Annotated in this window: 13 protein-coding genes and 1 pseudogene; 4 read left to right on the top strand and 10 right to left on the bottom strand. The window is 70.1% G+C overall.

Annotated elements, in window-relative coordinates; all coding sequences use genetic code 11:
• Positions 1-13 precede the first annotated feature (13 nt).
• On the top strand, positions 14-874 hold the full coding sequence (locus tag OG538_RS33465) for an NAD-dependent epimerase/dehydratase family protein (RefSeq protein WP_406099286.1): 861 nt from the start codon (positions 14-16) through the stop codon (positions 872-874).
• A 251-nt stretch (positions 875-1,125) separates the two neighbouring features.
• On the opposite strand, the gene OG538_RS33460 is transcribed toward OG538_RS33465, so the two are convergent.
• The 6 genes from OG538_RS33460 to OG538_RS33435 form a co-directional block, all read right to left on the bottom strand.
• Positions 1,126-1,863: a YoaK family protein gene (locus tag OG538_RS33460; protein WP_406099285.1), complete on the bottom strand. Its 738-nt coding sequence runs from the start codon at positions 1,861-1,863 to the stop codon at positions 1,126-1,128.
• Positions 1,844-2,368 carry a DoxX family protein gene (locus tag OG538_RS33455; protein ID WP_406099284.1) on the bottom strand — a complete coding sequence of 175 codons (525 nt, stop codon included), beginning with the start codon at positions 2,366-2,368 and terminating at the stop codon, positions 1,844-1,846. Before OG538_RS33455 ends, OG538_RS33460 begins: the two co-directional genes overlap by 20 nt.
• A gap of 49 nt (positions 2,369-2,417) precedes the next feature.
• Entirely contained in the window at positions 2,418-3,080 is a 663-nt protein-coding gene (locus tag OG538_RS33450; RefSeq protein WP_406099283.1) for a hydrolase, read from the bottom strand.
• A gap of 131 nt (positions 3,081-3,211) precedes the next feature.
• On the bottom strand, positions 3,212-5,092 hold the full coding sequence (locus OG538_RS33445) for an amidohydrolase (RefSeq protein WP_406100409.1): 1,881 nt from the start codon (positions 5,090-5,092) through the stop codon (positions 3,212-3,214).
• Positions 5,093-5,748: 656 nt separating this feature from the next.
• Complete coding sequence (locus OG538_RS33440) at positions 5,749-6,168, bottom strand: SsgA family sporulation/cell division regulator (RefSeq protein WP_406099282.1); 420 nt, start codon at positions 6,166-6,168, stop codon at positions 5,749-5,751.
• A gap of 705 nt (positions 6,169-6,873) precedes the next feature.
• Positions 6,874-9,699: a PQQ-dependent sugar dehydrogenase gene (locus tag OG538_RS33435; protein WP_406099281.1), complete on the bottom strand. Its 2,826-nt coding sequence runs from the start codon at positions 9,697-9,699 to the stop codon at positions 6,874-6,876.
• Positions 9,700-10,206: 507 nt separating this feature from the next.
• Here OG538_RS33435 and OG538_RS33430 point away from each other — a divergent pair.
• Both OG538_RS33430 and OG538_RS33425 read left to right on the top strand, forming a co-directional pair.
• On the top strand, positions 10,207-11,661 hold the full coding sequence (locus OG538_RS33430) for a glycoside hydrolase family 76 protein (protein ID WP_406099280.1): 1,455 nt from the start codon (positions 10,207-10,209) through the stop codon (positions 11,659-11,661).
• Between the two features lie 283 nt (positions 11,662-11,944).
• Positions 11,945-13,447 (top strand): FAD-dependent monooxygenase, encoded by a 1,503-nt coding sequence (locus tag OG538_RS33425; RefSeq protein WP_406100407.1) that lies wholly within the window; start codon positions 11,945-11,947, stop codon positions 13,445-13,447.
• 375 nt (positions 13,448-13,822) lie between these two features.
• Here OG538_RS33425 and OG538_RS33420 read toward each other — a convergent pair whose 3' ends face one another.
• Positions 13,823-14,212, bottom strand: coding sequence for a hypothetical protein (locus OG538_RS33420; RefSeq protein ID WP_406099278.1), 390 nt, complete (start codon positions 14,210-14,212; stop codon positions 13,823-13,825).
• 324 nt (positions 14,213-14,536) lie between these two features.
• Between OG538_RS33420 and OG538_RS33415 the strand changes: the two are divergent.
• Positions 14,537-14,867, top strand: a pseudogene (locus OG538_RS33415) (transposase); the annotation flags it as partial.
• Positions 14,868-14,894: 27 nt separating this feature from the next.
• On the opposite strand, the gene OG538_RS33410 reads toward OG538_RS33415, so the two are convergent.
• The 3 genes from OG538_RS33410 to OG538_RS33400 all read right to left on the bottom strand — a co-directional run bounded on the left by OG538_RS33410 (position 14,895) and on the right by OG538_RS33400 (position 18,075).
• The gene (locus OG538_RS33410; protein ID WP_406099277.1) at positions 14,895-15,602 is read right to left on the bottom strand and encodes an SGNH/GDSL hydrolase family protein; all 708 of its coding nucleotides are present in this window, start codon (positions 15,600-15,602) and stop codon (positions 14,895-14,897) included.
• A 68-nt stretch (positions 15,603-15,670) separates the two neighbouring features.
• Complete coding sequence (locus OG538_RS33405; protein WP_406099275.1) at positions 15,671-16,546, bottom strand: sugar phosphate isomerase/epimerase family protein; 876 nt, start codon at positions 16,544-16,546, stop codon at positions 15,671-15,673.
• A gap of 101 nt (positions 16,547-16,647) precedes the next feature.
• Positions 16,648-18,075: a polysaccharide lyase 6 family protein gene (locus OG538_RS33400; protein ID WP_406099274.1), complete on the bottom strand. Its 1,428-nt coding sequence runs from the start codon at positions 18,073-18,075 to the stop codon at positions 16,648-16,650.
• Positions 18,076-18,102: the final 27 nt, after the last annotated feature.

Here is an 18,102-nt window from a genome sequence, read left to right as displayed (position 1 = left end):
GGAGAGTGACCGGATGGTCGCAAGAGTGATGGTCACCGGGGCCGCCGGGCGGATCGGTCGAGCGGTCCTCGCGCTGCTCGACGAGCGCGAGATCGAGGCGAATGCCCTGGTCCTCGATGATCCCGGCGATCTCGCGGCGCGCCTGGTCGTGACCGGTGACGCCGCCGATGCGAAGACCGTGCAGGCGGCTCTGGAAGGCGCCGACGCGGTCATCCACCTGGCGGCGATCCCGACTCCCGAGCGCAACACCGCGCTTGAGGTCTTCGCGGGCAACACCCTCGCCACCTTCACCGTCCTGGAGGAGGCCGGCCGGGCCGGGGTCCGGCATGCGGCGGTGGCGAGCTCCTGGGGTGTCACCGGCCTGCCCTGGACGGGCGCCGCGGATCCTCACCCACCGTACGCGCCGGTCGATGAGGCGATGACCTCGCAGGTGGCCGACCCCTACGGCCTCTCCAAGCAGGTCGACGAGCTGACAGCGCAGATGGTGGCACGCCGGCACGGGATGAGCGTGGTGTGCCTGCGCTATCCGTACGTGGGCGGATTCGAGGAGCGCCTGCACGCACACGCGACCCGGCTCACGGCCGACCCGGCCGCGGGGGCGAGGGACCTGTGGACATACCTCGAGGTCCATGACGCGGCGAGGGCCGCGCTGCTGGCACTGGAGGTGCCCGGCCGTGCGGCACACGCGGTACACCTCTGCGCCCCCGAAATCATCGTTCCCTATCCGACGGAGGAACTGCTGCGCCGCTACCACCCCACCACCGTGCTGCGGAGCCGGCTGCCGGGTCGCACCGCGCCGGTCGACACCTCGGCCGCGCGCAGGCTGCTCGGGTTCACGGCGCACAATCTCCTGAGGGCTGTCCCTCCGCAGTGACGTCATGGCGTTCGCCGAAGCGCCGGACGGGCGGGAAGCGAGAGCCCTGGATGCTGCCCAGGGCTCTCGGCACGTAACCGGCGTCGTGTGCCACGCTGCGCGGTGGGTTCGGCGGAACGCCGACACGACGGCCCTGGCGCTGGAGCCGCTGTACTACGGGAGTCGGCTGGAGGCGTCGACGAGGGCGCCGCGCCCCGGCACGAAGGTGAGGAGCGGCGTCCCGCGCTCGGACGCAGGGTCGCGGTCCCCGCTCATGACTGGGGCTTGGTCCAGTCCGCGTTCGGCGCCGACAGACGGTACGCGGCCAGCGACGTAGCCGCGAGCAGCACCACCACCAGCCCCAGGGTGAGCGCGAGCCGGCTGCCCAGCACGAGCTCGGCACCGATCAGGGCTCCGAAAAATATGGCCAGTACGGAAAGGATCCGCCGCCCCGGCCGGGGTGCCGCGCCGCCGGCCGCGGTGGAGTCCGCCGCCAGTCCCGTCAACGTCAGGGTGAGTACGGTCGTGGTCAGGTCCGGGACACCCAGGCGTCTGGCGGCTGCGTTCTGCAGACCCATCGCGAGGCCGAGGAGCACGATCAGGGTGTACCGGACTCCCGTGTTCACCTCGCTGTGCGTGGCCGCTGCCGTGACGGCGGCCGCGGTGACGAGCACCGCCTCCAATGCCACGGTGGCGGCCAGGAGGTGCCCACGGTGTGCCGCGAACCGGTGGGTGAACCGGCCTCCCACCAGCGCGCCGGCCAGGAACGCGGCCATCGACACGAGGGAAGCGAGCACGGACAGGCCTTCGGCGCCCGCCAGAGCGAACCCCAGAAAGACCACGTTGCCGGTCATGTTGGCGACGAAGACGTGCCCGAGGCCCAGATAGCTGACGGCGTCGACCAGACCGGTCGCCACCGTCAGCACCAGCATGAGCGGTGGCAGCGGGCCGTGTCTGTCCCCCTTGGGCGGGGCCAGCGTGCGAGCGGCGTCAGTCAGCAGCTTGTGCATACGGGGTTGTTCCTTCCGAAACCGGGGGACGATGAAGCACGACGCGGGTGAGCAGTCCGCTGGCCGGGCCGAGCACGATGACCGTGACGGAGACCCACAGGGGCCAGGAGGGCAGTCCGAGCGCTTGGTCGAGCGACCAGTGGCCGGGGCCGGCGAGTGCCAGCGCCGCCGAGATGGTGACGAGGACCATCGGGTACTCGTAGCCGTCGTCCTGGACCCAGAGCCCCTGCTGCCATTTGACGGTGCCGGCCACTGTCATCACGCCCATGGCGGCCATGGCCGCCATGGGCGTGAGCAGGCCCGCCGCCAGGAACAGGCCGGCACCGATCTGACTGCTGCCTGCCGCGAGCGCGGTGACTCTGCCACCGCGGAAGCCGTCGTGGCGGAACTCTTCGGTTCCACCCGCCAAGCCGTTGCCTCCGAGCCGGAAGCTGACTTTCTGGATTCCGTGGCCGGCGATGAGGAGTCCCGCCACCAGCCGAAGGACCAACAGTCCGGTGTCCATCGTGATTCCTGCCTGTTCCTGGCGTTTCGTCGGTACTCAGGTGAAGGGATCAGCCGGCCGCGTGGGCGCCGATGACAGCCTGCGCGTAGACGAGGCCCAGGCCGTAGGCACCGCCGTGCTCCTTCACCACTTCGGTCACGGGGACGTACGTCTCCGTCCGCGCCCAGTCACGCTGGAGCTCAAGGAGCACCTGCACCCAGGTGACGGGAACGGCGCCGCCCTGCACCATGCGCTGGATGGCGTGTTCGTGCGCCTGCGGGCTGACGCCGCCGGACGCGTCCGTGACGACGTAGACCTCGTACCCCTGGGAGATGGCGGACAGCGCGGGGAGTACGACGCAGACCTCGGTCCACAGCCCGGCGATGACGAGCTTCTTGCGGCCGGTGGCCTTGACGGCCTCGACGAAGTCGACGTCCTCCCAGGCGTTCATGGTGCTGCGGTCGATGATGTTCTGACCGGGGAAGACATCGGCCAGCTGAGGCATGATCGGGCCCGAGAAGGACTCGGCGGCAACGGTGCTCAGAACCACCGGGACGTCGAACACCCTGGCCGACTTCGCCAGGCCCAACGTCGAGTTGATGATGGCGGTCCGGTCGCCGCTCCCGGTGCCGAAGAACATCTGCGGCTGGTGGTCCACGAACAGCACGGCGCAGTTCGCGGGGGTCAGCAGGTCGGGGCCGGGGGCCGCGGTGACCTCGGAGATGTTGACCATGAGAGTGCCTTTCCATGCGTGAAGGGGGCGCGGACTCGCGTCCGCTGATGAGCGCGGCCGTCCGCCGGACGGCGCGGCGCGAGAGTGGTGTCCCGGGGGAGGCGGCTCGTGACCGGGCCTCCCCCGGGAGATCAGAGCGAGAAGCAGGGGTCGAAGACCGTGCTCTCGGTATGCGGAGCCAGACCGCGTCGGGCGCGCCACTGGCGGTGCTGCTCGGACTCCGCCGCGGCCTCGCCGAGCAGTTCGGCCTGGCGAGCGCCCGACGAACCGCCGGCGGCTGTGGCCTGGTAGCCGCCGAAGCGCGCGACCGGGCTCCAGTGGGGGCTGACCGGTGGCAGTTCCTCGTCGAGGCCCTCGTACTCGGCGGCGGCATAGACGATCCGGCCGCCCACGACGGTCAGCAGGGACTCGATGTGCACGATGTCCGCCTCAGGCACCGCGAAGTAGTCCTCCGACAGGACGGCGAGGTCGCCGAAGTGACCCGGGCGCAGCACGCCCTTGACCTCTGCCTCGCCGGTCAGCGCGGCTCCGGCTTCGGTAAACATGGACAGCGCCGTCTGCCGGTCGACGCGGTTGTGCGGCGGGCGGACGATCAGGTCGCCGATCGTGCGGCCGGTGATCAGCCAGTGCAGGGCGATCCACGGGTTGTAGGAAGAGACCCGGGTGGCGTCGGTGCCGGCGCCGACGGTCAGGCCACGCTCCAGCATGGCCCGGATCGGAGGAGCGTCCGCCGCGGCGCCTGGGCCGTAGCGGCGCACGAACGCCTCGCCCTGGAAGGACAGCCGGTTCTGCACGGACATGGCGCCACCCAGGGCGGCGATGCGGTCCAGGCTGTCCGCGGAGACGGTTTCCGCGTGGTCGAAGAGCCACCGGTTTCCGGCCGGGAAGAGTCCTTCCGCCGCCAGCTTCTCGAATACCGCCAGATCGCGGCGGATGGTGTCGTCGTAGGTGGCGTGCAGCCGGAATCCCCAGCCGTTCTCCATCAGCAGACGTACGGCCTTCTCGAATTCTGACTCATAGCCGTGCGCGAGTTCCGGGCGGGGCTGGGCGAAGTTCTCGAAGTCTGCCGCCGCCCAGGTGAGATTCTCCCCCGCCCCGTTGAGGCGCAGCCATTCGTCCCCGTCCTCGGGCCGGGCCATTTCGATCCAGCGGGTGAGATCCTCGACCTCCTGACCGGCGGTCTGCGGGAACAGGTGATAGGCGATGCGCAGCGACAGTTGACCGGCCTTGGCGAGTTCGGCGACCGTGCTGTAGTTGTCGGGGAAATTCTGGAATCCGCCCGCGGCATCGATTGCCGACGTGAGCCCGAACCTGTTCAACTCCCGCAGGAAATGGCGGGTGGAGGTCTTCTTGTCCTCGTCCTGGAGTACCGGGGCGCCGGCCAGGGTCGAGTAGAGGATCAGAGCACTCGGGGAGGCGAGCAGCATGCCCGTGGGCTCGCCGTCCCTGCCCCTCACGATCTGGCCGCCCTTCGGGTCCGGGGTCTCCTTGCCGTAGCCGGCGGCTTTGAGCGCGGCGCGGTTGAGTACCGCCGACTGGTAGAGGTGCAGCACGAACACCGGGGTGTCCGGCGCGGCGGCGTTCAACTCGGCGACGGTCGGTAGCCGCCGTTCGACGAACTGATCGGCCGACCAGCCCCCTACCACCCGAACCCACTGGCCCTTCGGAGTACGGGCCGCCTGCTCCCGCAGCATCGCCAGGCCGTGGCGCAGCGTGCGGACGCCGTCCCAGCGCAGCTCCAGCACGTAGTTCAGACCACCACGGATCACGTGCAGGTGGGAATCATTGAGGCCGGGTATCACTCGGCGGCCAAGGGCGTCGACCACCTTCGTGGTCGCGCTGACATGGCCGGCCACGTCCTTGTCGTCACCGACGACCGTGATGACGCCGTCGCGGACGGCCATCGCCTCGGCCTGCGGGCGGCGGGGGTCCCCCGTATGGATCTTCGCGTTGCGGACGATCAGATCCGCAGCATGACCGGTGGCGCTGGGTATCAGCCCCCCGGCCGGCATCGTGGACACCTTTCGACAACCTCCTGCGGAACGAGAACTTCGAGAGGGACTGGAGCAACAGCAACAGCAACAGGCGACGGAGCCGGAGAGCATCGGATCGCCCTTCCCCGCGCATTCGGGGTGCGTTTCCAATGAGCCGTTCGTTTCGCCGCACAGGCCCGGAGCGGGCAATGCGCAGCTGCTTCGCCGCCAGGCTATTTCGAGCAGGAGAAGCGTTGTGTCCCGACAGTGCACTGCATGGCTGCCGGCAGTGCACTGGGCCCGTTCCCCCCTCTACGGGGGCAGCACCTGCGCATGGGCGGTCAATTCCCGGCGTCTTCAGGGATGAGGTGCGATGCCCGAGGGCCCGAAGATCTCCGTATGTGTCCCGGAGTGGTTGGTCGGAAAGCCTGGTGTGTCACGTGAATCCCAGGGGGCTCACATCTCCGATGTCGTGCAGCCGGTCGTACCGGCGCTGGAGCTGTCGGCGGCGAAGACCGGTCCTCAAGGGCTGTCCCGAGTCGGCTCCGCGGTGAGACCAGTGCGCAGTTCGTCCCTTGAGGGTGGGCAATGTGCAGAAGGCGGTGAGCGCAGGCCGTGTCCGCAGTCCGCAGTCCGCAGTCCGCAGTCCGCACCGACCGGTGGCACACCACTCCCGCCGATCGGCCGCGGAACCGTCATTCGTCCCTGATCATGAGCTCGGCCACCGCGCGGTCGAGGTCGACGTGCAAAGTCTCTTCACCTGGGGGGACCAGCAGGAAGGTGCGCCTCAGGAACGCGGCGACTTCGGCGACCGCCATCTCGACCAGTGCCGCACCCGCGGCGGGTCTCAGCACGATGCGCAGGAAGTCCGGACGGGAACCGGGAGAGACGAGCACGTCACCCGTGCCGGTGGACCGGCTCAGGCCCTCTTCGAGCAGGGAGCGAGCGAAAACCCAGTTCACGGGCCTCGCCTCCCCTGCGCCGAGGGAAAGCCGCACGGCGTAGGGGTCGGCCACGTCGTAGTGCAACTCCGCGGGTAGCGGCACCGGAAACCCCTCCGAGACGCTGACGTACGCCATCACCCCGCACATGGTCGAGGTAAGAGGCTGCCTCATCTGATCCCTCACAACGCTCGTCGGAACGGATTTACTGCGACCGAAGCTAGAAGCTCGCACAGGGCGCATCTGTCCGAAGAAGGCACGGAACATGCCCTGAGAAAGAACGACTTTCGCAATCTCCGCCGGTCCGGGGCTCGCTGCGTCACCGGGACAGCGCTGTGCGCGGTGGGTCACGTCCCACACCCCCGATTCACGCCGTCTCCCGCGGCCCGTGCCCTCGGCGACAAGCCCGCGTGCGCTGTCGGGCCACAAACCCGCCCCCGGGCTCCTACGTTGACGTGGCCGGCACCGACGAGGACCCTGTCGTCCTGCCGAGATCAGTGTGCTGGGGCTGTCCCGCAACTCCTGGCTGATCAGAGCGCCACGCGAGAAAGCCCTTGGCGTCGTGCGCCCGCCGGGGATGACGGCACAGCCTTGGCCCGTAGTCCTGGAACGGGGAACGTCATGCCCTTCATCAGCGTGGGCCAGGAGAAAGCAGCGCCTGTCCGGCTCTCTCACGAGGGCCACGGCTCGGGCCGGCCGGTGGTGCTGGTAGACGGCTGGCCGTTGGACGCCGCCTCCCGGGAGAAGCAGGCTGCCGCGTCCATGAGGGACGGCGGCAGGGCGCTTCGGCGTCGCGCCCTGCCGCCGTCACCGGCCCAGCGGAGCGGCCGGTCCCGCCACCGGCGCCCTCCGCGCCGATGACGGTGTCGAGCGGGTCACTCAGCTGGGGAGGACCCATTTCTGGTTGGCGCCGGTGCCGCAGGTCCACAGGTGCAGCCTGGTGCGATCGGCCGAGGAAACGCCCTCCGCGTCCAGACACTTGCCGGACTGCGGATTCCGCAGCGTCCCGTCAGCCCCCGGGGCCCACTTCTGCGCCCCCGAACCATTGCACCCGTACAACTGGACCTTCGTACCGTCCGCCGAACCACCACCACTGACATCCATGCACTTGCCCAGCGCCCGCAACGTGCCGTCCACACCCACCACCCACTTCTGCGCAGCCGTCCGATTGCACGTGTACAACTGGATCTGCGTCCCGTCCGCCGACACCGCCCCGTCCACATCCACACACTTGCCACCGATACCCGTGATGGCACCCTCCCGAGGACCGGACGTGCCCGAGGTGGTGACGGTGAACTCGTCCACGTCGAAGAGGGAGCCGCTGCCGCCCTTGAAGACGAGGTGGAGGGTGGTGGTGCCGGCCGGCCGGTCGGTCAGGTTCGTGGAGACGTCTGCGAACGTCTCCCAGCTTCCGGTGACGGGGACGGCCACGGAACCGAGCAGGGTGCCGGTGGGCGAGCCTGCGCGTACTTCGAGGGTGCCGCCGGCGCCGGCGGAGGAGACGCGGGCGGTCAGCTTGGTGGCGTTGTCGAGAGCGTAGGGCTTGAAGGAGATCCAGTCGCCGTTCTCGATGTTGCCCACGGTCTTGCCGCCCTGCGCGGCGGCGTGGCTGATGACCGACACCCCGGCGGAGCCGCCGTAGTGCTCGGCCTGGCGGTGGCTGGGCTGGCTGATGTGCTCGTCGTGCGTGGTCAGGGCGGGCTGCCCGTTCGCTCCCTTGTCGGTGTACTCGGCGTCCCAGACGCCGAAGATGTTGGCGTTGGGGTCGTGCTCGCCGTCGGCGATGGTCTGTACGGTGCCGGAGCAGCCGGTCGCCGAGGTCTGCGGGTGGCCATGGCTGTCGTGTCCGATGATGAAGGTGACCTTGACCTTCGAGCAGTCGATGGTGCCGTCCTCCGGGTCGGTGACGGTCACCTTGAACGGCACCGCGGCGCCCGGGTCGACGATCCGGCCGTCGACCGGCAGTTCGAGCTTCACGGTGGGCGCGGTGTTGCCCACCGTGACGGTGACGGAGGCGGTCGCCGTCCGGCCGGTGCCGTCGGAGACGGTCAGCTCCGCGGTGTACTGCCCGTTGGCGGTGTACGTGTGGGCGGGACTGGCCGAGGTAGAGGTACCGCCGTCACCGAACTTCCAGGCGTAGGACAGTGGATCGCCGTCGGGGTCGGTGGTTCCCGACGAGGAGAACTGCACGGCGAGCGGGGACGTGCCCGACGTGCGGTCGGCCGATGCCTGGGCGAGCGGGGAGCGCCCGCCGCTGACGTTCTCGATGCGGTAGACCGCGCTGTTCTCGTCCCCGTTGAAGTAGCCGGTGCCGTAGTCGAGCACGTACAGCGCACCGTCCGGGCCGAAGGCCATGTCCATGACCTGGGTGCCCTGCCAGGGGAAGGCGTTGATGGACTGTACGGTGCCGTCGCCGGCCTGCTCGATGCGCTTGATCCACTTACGGCCGAACTCGCCCGCGAAGAAGTCGCCGTCGAAGCTCTCGGGGAACTTGACCTCGGAGGTCGAGGCCGCGTCGTAGTGGTAGACCGGACCGCCCATGGGTGACTCGGAGCCGCTGCCGAACTCCGGGACCGAGCCGCCGTCGTACGGGATCCAGGCGGGCTGGACCGGGGGGAGGTCGGTCAGGCCGGTGTTGTTCGGCGAGGTGTTCTTGGGCGCCGAGCAGGAGAACGCGGCGCCGGACGCAGAGGTGGCGAAGTTGTAGTCGATGTAGGCGTTGTTGTTACCGGTGCAGTACGGCCAGCCGTAGTTGCCTGCCTTGGTGATCCGGTTGAACTCGACCTGCCCCGCCGGCCCGCGCGTGGCGCTCGCGGTGCCCGCGTCGGGGCCGTAGTCACCCAGGTAGACCGTGCCGGTGGGCTTGTCGACGGTCATCCTGAAGGGGTTGCGGAATCCCATGGCGTAGATCTCGGGCCGGGTCCTGGCGGTGCCGGGGGCGAAGAGGTTGCCCGCCGGCACGGAGTAGGTTCCGTCGGAGTTGACCTTGATCCGAAGGACCTTGCCGCGCAGGTCGTTGCTGTTGCCCGCCGAGCGTTGGGCGTCGTAGGCGGGGTTGCGGGTGGGCCGCTCGTCGATGGGGGTGTAGCCGTCGGAGGCGAAGGGATTGCTGTCGTCGCCGGTGGAGAGGTACAGGTTGCCCTGGGCGTCGAAGTCGATGTCGCCGCCGACATGGCAGCACAGCCCCCGGCTCGCGGGAACGTCCAGGATCTTCTTCTCGCCGGCGGTGTCCAGCGTGCCGTCGGCCTTCAGGACGAAGCGGGAGAGCCGGTTGACGCCGTCGAAGGGGGCGAAGTCGGCGGCGGCGCCGTCCGCCGGGGCGTCTCCGGTGGGAGTGGAGAGCTTCGGGGCGTAGTAGAGGTAGACGAAGCGGTTGGTGGCGAAGGCGGGGTCGACGCCGACGCCCTGGAGGCCCTCCTCGTCGTGCGAGTAGACGTCCAGCTTTCCGGCGACCTTGGTGGTACCGGCCGCGTCGGTCAGGCGCAGGGTGCCGTCCCGCGAGGTGTGCAGGACGGACCGGTCGGGCAGGACCGTGAGCGTCATCGGCTCACCGGTCTCGGCCACCCCCTTGGCAAGGGTGACCTGCTGGAACTCGGGTTCTGCCGGTGCCGCTTCGGCCGGGCTCTGCTGGGCCGTGAGGGCTCCCGCGGCAGCGAGCAGGGTGCCGGCGAGCGCCGCGAGGGGCCGGGCAAGTCTCCTGTGCACGCGCATCCTCCGTGAGTCAACGGGGCTGGGGGTCTCGCACAGGCGCGCGCCGTCGCGCCGGGGACACGGGCGCCCTGGGAGGGAGTTGGGCGAACGCATCCTTGTTATCCGGTACAGACCAGGAAGGTAATGGCTCTCGCAGCAACCAGAAACCCCTTTGACACGTCAGACTCGAACTTTTATCTGTGGGGGGACAAAGTGCCGACGCCCGGCCCGCCCGCACCCAACTCCTTTTCCAGAGCGTGAGGTTGTCAGCAAGCCGCGCCCGCACCCGAACCGGAGGAGACCTCACCGACCACCCTCCGGGCGCCGCCGCACGACCCGGGACCGAGCGGTTGTGGACGACCCGGCGGCGCAGAAAGATGCCGGGCCCCGCCACGGTGGGCGTCGAGCAGGTACGGCCGACACGTTGACGTGACCATGGCGCCTGGCTAGTTTCAGGAATCGCTCTCCCTCAGTCGGCAGAGCATCCCCCACCGTGACCAAACGTTTCGGGAGTCTCCCCCCATGAAGCCACTCAGGTCCGTTCCCACCGCCCTGCTCGCCACTCTGACAACGTTGTCCTCCTTCCTTGTCTGCGGAATGTCGACGCCCTCCGCCGCCGCCGCGGCATCCGCTGTCGTGTGCAACACGTACTGCGATGCGCGTGACCCGGCGTCGAGCACCCAGGACCGCATCCCCGTCACCGCCTCGGTTTCCGGGAGATCGGTCGCACTGCACTTCGACGACGGCGCCGCCATGGGCTGGGCATCCATCGACAGGGGCGGGTCGGCCGACCGCGTGTGGCTGGACCGGTCCATGGACGGTGGCCGGTCCTGGGACGGAGGCAGCCGCCTCGGCGACACCGCCGTTCCGTCCGGAGGCACAGGCTGGCGCACCCAGATGTACAACGTCGACGACTGGAACACGAAGGGGGTCGGAGCCCTCCGGGCCTGCGGGCAGCCGGCCGGTGGCCCCATCGCGTGCACGCCCTGGGCCCGGACCACCTGGAACGCGGGCAGCCGGAGCACCGCGGCAGCCACCGCGCTCATGATGTCGTTCGACCGGAGCAGCAAGCTCTTCGGCGGCAACGGCTGGTGGACCGCGGCCAACGCCCTGACCGCGGTCATCGACAACAGCCGGATCAGCGGCATGGGCAGCTACACCTACGCCATCGCCGAGACGTACGACAAGAACATCAACGCGCAGGGAGGGCAGTTCCGCAACGAGTATCTCGACGACACGGGGTGGTGGGGCCTCGCCTGGGTCGCGGCCTACGACGTGACCGGCGACAGCCGCTACCTGAACACCGCGCGGGCCGACGCGGACCACATGCATGCGAACTGGAACGACACCTGTGGTGGCGGGGTCCGCTGGAACACGAACGGAAACTACAAGAACGCCATCACCAACGAGCTGTACCTCCGGCTCACTTCGGCCCTGCACAACCGCATCCCCGGTGACACCACGTATCTGGACCGGGCGAAGAGCGAGTGGAACTGGTTCCGGGGCAGCGGCATGATCAACGGTGACCGCATGATCAACGACGGTCTCACCGATGCCTGCGCCAACAACGGCCAGCCCACCTGGACCTACAACCAAGGCGTCGTCCTGGGCGCGCTGACAGAGCTCTACAGGGCCACCGGTGACGCCGGCCTCCTGACAACCGCACGCGAACTGGCCGACGCCTCCACCAGGCGACTCGAAACGGACGGCGTTCTGCGCGAACCGGGCGAGGGCGACAGCTGCACGGGCGACGGCCCCAGCTTCAAGGGCGCCTACGTCCGCGGCCTCGGCACGCTCAACCACCAGTTGTCCGACCACCCTTACACCCCCGCCCTCACCCGCTGGGCGAACAGCGCCTACGACCACGACCGCAATCCGCTCGACCAGTACGGCCCGCACTGGAGCGGCAGCAACGGCACCACCGGCTACGGCTGCCAGCAGAGCGTCCTCGACCTCCTCAACGCCGCCGCGGGCTGAGGGAGCCGGACCGGGCCGCGAGCCCGCGGTCCGTCGGCGTGGGCACGCGCCCACGCCGACGGACCGGACCGCGTGATGACGACGTCTCCCAGGATGTACCGGCACCCGCGAAGAGCACGCTCCACCTCGGACGCCACTCGCGCGGTCGCCCGGGCCCGTTGCGGCACTCACGCACGCTCCAGGTGCGCGCCCGCACGAGCGGCCGCACTGGGCACGTCCGGGCAGAGACCGATCGGGCACCGGAGAATGCAGTCCCGGGTGCCGAGGGCATCCCTGGCAAGCCATCCGGCCGGGGGCCGGACCGGCAGGGGCTCCGGCTGGTCCGAGAACACCCGGGCGAGGAAGGGCATGCGAACCCGCTCGATGCGCGCTTCCGCTCGGATTGCGCGGCCTGAGCGCCGGATCGGCCGAGGCTCTCTACCGCCGCGGCCTGCTCGGAGCCGTGATCAACGCCTCCGGCGCCGCGGCGGCGAAGGTCGGCGCGGCCCCCGACGCAGTCGAGGCGCCAGCCCCCCGCGACGTGAGCCACTTCGCGGGTATGGGTCTGGACGCGGCCGACATCGACGTGTCCGCTCTCCCTTTCCGGCTGCCCAGCCCCGCGATGGAAGGCTTCATGACCAGCCTGGAAGCAGTCACCACGGTCATGGACGAGCGGGCCACCGCGCTCGGCGTGGACATCCTGCGCGGCACGCCCGTCACGGACGTCACGCAGGATGACGCGTCCGTCGCGGTCACGGCCGGAGGCCAGGAGTACCGGGCGCGGTACCTGGTGGGCTGCGACGGCGGGCGAAGTACGGTGCGCGGCCTCGCGGGCTTCGACTTCGTCGGCACGGAACCGCTGTTCACCGGCTACGTCGCCAAGGTCGTCCTCGCCGACCCGGGACAGCTCTCGCTCGGCTTCAATCCGACGCCGAACGGCATGTACCTGCGCACCCCCTTCGAGGGGCACCTGGGCATGATGGACTTCGACGGCGGCTCGTACGACCGGTCCGAGCCGCTGACCCGTGAACACCTCCAGGATGTCCTGCGCCGGGTCTCCGGTACCGACGTGACGCTGACCGATGTGCATCTGGCATCGAGCTTCACCGACCGTGCGATGCAGGCGACGGCCTACCGCAAGGGGCGCGTCCTGCTCGCCGGTGACGCCGCGCACATTCACTCCCCGCTCGGCGGCCAGGGGCTCAACCTCGGCATCGCAGATGCCGCAAACCTCGGATGGAAGCTCGCCTCAGCCGTGCGCGGCACCGCGCCGGAGGGCCTGCTCGACACCTATACGAGCGAGCGCCACCCCGTCGGCGCGGCGGTCCTCGACTGGTCACGCGCCCAGGTGGCCGCCATGGCGCCGGGCCCCAACGCCGCCGCGCTGCGCAAGCTGGTCCACGAGCTGCTCAGCACCTCGGACGGAACGACTCTCGCGTACCGGAGGACCGCGGGGCTGTTCAACCGCTACGACCTGCGCAGCGCGCACCCGCTCGTCGGCGGTTCCGCCCCCGACTTCCACTTCGAGGACGGCACCCGCCTCGGCGAACTGTCGCGCCAGGGCCGAGGGGTGCTGCTCGACTTCCGCGGCGACCTCGCACTGCGACGTGCGGCCGGGAGCTGGGAGGAGCGCATCCACTACGCATCGGGGCCGGCGCACAACGACCTCGGATTCACGGCCGTGCTCGTGCGCCCCGACGGCGTCGTGGCCTGGGCGAGCGGAGGGACGCCGGACCTCGACACGTTCGAGCAGGCCGCCGCCGTCTGGTTCGGCAGCCCGCAGAACCAGGGCGTGTTTCGAAAGTGACCCGAGACAGCACCGGCCCATGAACTCGACCATGGCAGGGCACATCATCGCTCACCGTATGTCGCCCTCACCTGCAGCCTCTGCTGCGCGGCCTCCCATCACCGCCCAGCAACTTCGCGAGGACCGAATCCCCGCAGAGGCCGCCGTCGCCGGCGCTGACCCGCAGCGGTGTTCAACATCACTCCGGAGACCGGACTCCGCTGCACCCCGACCCCACGGACAGCAACGACGTATCCGGCTGCAACATGGAGACATCGTGACCGACCACCACGCTCACCTGCTCGCCGCCATCGTCGAGCTCGGCGGTGAGCTGGAGCTTGCAGCTACCCGTAACGGGCGCTTCAGGGGCGCGGTCATCCCCGAAAGCCTGCGCGGTCAGCGCCGGCCGCCGCCGATGCGGCGGTCGTCAGCCAGTCCGGTAAGCGGGCCGAACTCGCGGGCAAGCTCGTTCCACGTCAGAACCTCGCCACAGCGGGCCGGGAACTCCTTCGGGTTGAACTCGGGCATGGTCCAGGTGCCAGTGCCCCGGTCCCGCAGCCACAGGTCCCCGTCACCGTCGACCACAGTCGGCGGGACCGGTACGGGATCGGCCTGATCGATGGGCTCCCAGGTGACCCGGCCCGGGTGGGAAACGCGGCGCAGCTCGGTGGTGGCCAGCCGCGCGGCCAAGTCACGGGTGGACTCTTCGGCGTCCTTGACCGACGCGAGTCGGAACGCGTCGTCAAGTACGGGCAGGGCTGGATTCTTGCTGCGCTTTGAACTCATACGCTGACTACCTCCGGTGGGGGGCGTCACATCCGTTATGGCACCCCGTAGAGGAACACGGTATCCGAGGCAGGAGCCGGGCCGGCTACGACCACTGTCCAGGTGGAGGCGCCGGCACACCGGATGGCGTCCCGAGGAGTGGTGTAGCCGATCTTGGCGGGGCTGTGGTCCTGTTCTGAGCCGTCATGTGCGTCGACTGCCTGTGACTGCTCCCTGAGAACGAGGCCGGCCACCGTGTAACTGACCTTGGTGAACGGGCAGCGCGACCCAAGGGAGTACACCGGGACCTTGTCCCGGCATGACCTACTTCGCCCGCTGGAGTCACTGCGTTCGACAGATGCTCCTGAACTTGTGCGGAAAGTCGTCGAGCGGCTGTTGCAGGAGCTGATCGAGGCCGAGGCCACCGCGCAGATCGGTGCGGAACGGAACGAGCAGACGACCACGCGGACCGGCTACCGCAACGGACACCGGGACAAGACGGTGACCACGCAGGCCGGTGACCTGGAGCCGGCGATCCCGAGACTGCGGGCCGGCAGCTTCTTCCCGAGCCCGCTGGAGCGCCGGCGCCGCATCGATCAGGCCCTCTACGCGGTCGCCATGGGGGCCAACGTCCGCGGGGCCTCCACCCCGCAGCGTCGATGACCTGGTCAAGGCGCGGAGGGGTCCCACCGAGCCGTTCAGGCTACGAGGAGGAAGTGCCGTAGCTGTCGTGGTGCGCCCGCCAAAAGTTGCGGGACGGCCCTGAGCGCTGCGGCTCCGGGGCGCCGGCACCGACCACGGCGAGCCATGCCTCGGCGATCAGCCGGTGGCCCAGAGGGGTCGGGTGAACGCCGTCCCCGGCCAGCTCCCTGGCCGGCCGGTCCTGCGCCGCGCGGGGCAGGACGAGGTCGGCACGGACGATCTGGGCGCCGTTGCCCGTGGCGGCCCGCAGGACGGCGTCGGTCCTGGGCGCCAGGTCCTCGAACCAGCTCTCCTGATCCGGGGTGACCGGGAGCAGGAAGGGCGTGATGACGACCAGCCGTACGGAGAGCTGCCGGGCCGTGTCCGCGAGCAGCCGGTCGAGGCAGGCCTCGAACTCGTCGGCCGGGCTGGCGAGTCCGCTGTCGTGGAGCCGCCAGGTGTCGTTGATGCCGATCTTGACGGTGACCACGGTGGGCCGGTGGGCGATGACGTCGGCGGCCCAGCGGGATTCCAGGTCGTAGACGCGATTGCCGTTGATCCCCCGGTTGATGACGCGGGGGGCCGGTCCGTCGTGGGTCCGTTCGCGCAGGGTCTGCGCGATCTCGTTCACGTAGCCGTTGCCGAGGGACGTGGCATCCACACGGTCGCGGCCGGCGTCGGTGATCGAGTCACCGATGAACAGGAGGGTGTCGTCGTCGTTGATACGCATGTCTGCCGTCCTGGCGTCTGGGTGGGGCGGGGCCGGGCTTTGCGTCGGGCCCGCGCCCGTACAGTCAACTACGTCCGGCCGGAGCCGGTTTGGCCCGCCGCCCGCCTCAAGGTCGCGGCCTCGCGTGTCAGCACCGCGGGATCGTCGCCGGGCACGAACTCCAGGAGCGCCTCGATGCCCCGGCCGTCCAGCATCCCGAGGGCGGCGGTCCAGAGGTCCTCGCGGTCCTCCATCGGCAGCCGGGTGTTGCCCGGCCACCACGAGAAGGCGTGCACGGCGGCGACCCGGTCGCCCAGTTCAGCGAGCCCCGAAAGCGCCTCCTCGTCGGGGGTGTCGAGCGGCGGCTGCCAGTACGTACGGACGTTGTCCGCGTCCACTTCGTCCAGCAGCCGCACGGTCGAGGCGACGCTGTCGGTGAGGGTCCCGCCGTGGAACTCCGTTGCGAGTCCGAGCCCGTGGTCCGCGGCGATCCGGGCCGCAGCCCGCAGACAGCGCACGGTGGCGTGCCGCTGCTCGGGCAGCGCGTACTGCGAGCCGGTGGCGCCCGCCCAGACCCGAACCCTCTCCGCCCCGAGCAGCACCGCGGCCCGGGCGACGGCGGGGAATCCAGCAAGTTCGTCCGGGGTGGCGCGGAAGTACGAACCGTAGGAACAGCAGGCCAGCCCATAGCGGTCGGAGGCCTCCCGGACCGCACGGACAGTGCCGGGCTCCTCAGCGGGCGCGTGTACATCCGCTCCCCACTCGATCACCTCCAGGCCCGCGTGGGCGGCGCATCGTGCGACCTCGATCGCGGGCAGCCGACGGTAGGTGACCGAGCAGAGGCCGAGCGCGGTCCTGCCGGCGTCCCGCCCGGCCGGCGGAGGGGCCGGTGCGGGGCCCGCCGCACTCCGGGCCGGACGGACCGGGGCGGGGCCCGCCGTGCTCGGGCCACGCTGCTCGTTCATGGCGCTGCCTTCCTGTGGTGGCCTGCGGTGGTCCCGTGCGGCCCGCCCGGACGGAGCGGGCGGGCCGGTGCCGGCGGTGTCGTACGGTCCCCGGGGACCGCTCAGGCGGCGTTCGGGCCCACGTCCGCGGCCGTGAGGGGGCGTCGGAGCGGAGTCCCCGTCGCATACTCGTCGGCGCCGATGTCCCGGGTACTGCCGCGCAGGTCCCCGTCGATGTCGTCGGCGACGGCGGCGCCGGCGAGCGTGGCGGCCCCGATCGCCGGACTCGTCGACGACAGCCGCATCACACCGTCCGCTCCCGCGGCGAGGCGGGGATCGGCCCGGGTGAAGCCCCCGGCGGGGATGTTGCCGTTCGCGGCCGCGCCCCACAGCAGATTGCTCTGCCAGGTGAAGCCGGAGGTGGCTCCCATCGCCACGAGGCTTCCCGCATCGCCGACCAGCAGGTTGTCGGCGACGACGACGCCCTGCGGCTCGTACGTCCGGGTCTCGCCTTCGATCGTGCCGGAGTTGCCGATCAGGGAGTTGTGCGCGATCACGGCGCGGTCGCAGGCGTCATTGCCCCGCCGCTCGTCCTCCGTCTCGCCCTCGTGGTGGTCCCGGGTGGTGCCGCTGCCGACCACCAGGGCCCGGCCGGACAGCCCGCTGAGGTAGTTGTTGACGATCCTGTGGTCGTTGCCGTAGATCCGCACCCCGTCGGTGCCGCCGATCAGATGGTTGCCCTCGACCGTGGACCGGTTGCCGTGCCGCAGCACGATGCCGCCGCGGCTGTCGCGGACGGTGTTGTACCGGATCGTGTTGTCCGAGGACTTCACGGAGATGGCCTCGGGGTCGCCGTCGCAGCGCTCGAACAGGTTGTACTCGACGACCGCGTGGGCGCCGGACAGGGCCCGGCCGCTGACGCCGAGACGGATGGGCTCGCCACCGTTGGACCCGGTGAAGCTGTGGTCGGAGAAGTGGTTCCGGAGGATGTGGAGGTTCTGGGCCATGTCGGTCGAGCCGGGGCCGTCGACAACGATGAAGATGCCGGCCGTGGTCTTGTCGTGGAAGTGGTTGCGGTCGATCTTCGTGTCGTCCGCCCGTACGACGACCCAGTACGGATCGCCGCTGTCCGCGAACTGGAAGTCGTTGCGCGTCAGCCGGATCGCCGAGCAGTCCGCCGGGATCTCCAGCGTGGTGCTCTGCCGGAAGGAGAATCCGCTGACGGTGATGTGGCTCGAACCGCTGAGCACGAAGCCGCGTTCGCCGCGCAGCACGGCTCCGCCACGGCTCTTGGAGACGATGGTGATGGGCGCGGCCTCGGTGCCGTTCTTGCCGGTGATGGTGAGGGCGCTGCCCGAGGGGACCGTGTAGGTGCCGTCGGCGACGACGATCCGGTCGCCCGGTGCGGCCGCGTTGATCGCGCTCTGGAGGGCGGCCAGGGAGGAGACCGGGATGTCGGCCGCCGACGCGCTCCCCGTCAGCGAGGTGGTGAGGGGGACGGCGGCGAGTGCGGCCACGGCGGTGCTTCTGAGGAACGTGCGTCGTTGCATGGTGCCTCCTAAGTCGGGGGGAAACGG

The sequence above is a fragment of the Streptomyces sp. NBC_01013 genome (assembly GCF_045162765.1).
Classification (GTDB): domain Bacteria; phylum Actinomycetota; class Actinomycetes; order Streptomycetales; family Streptomycetaceae; genus Streptomyces.
The sequence above is the reverse complement of the archived record's forward strand: the minus strand, read 5'-3'. Positions and strand labels throughout refer to the sequence as shown.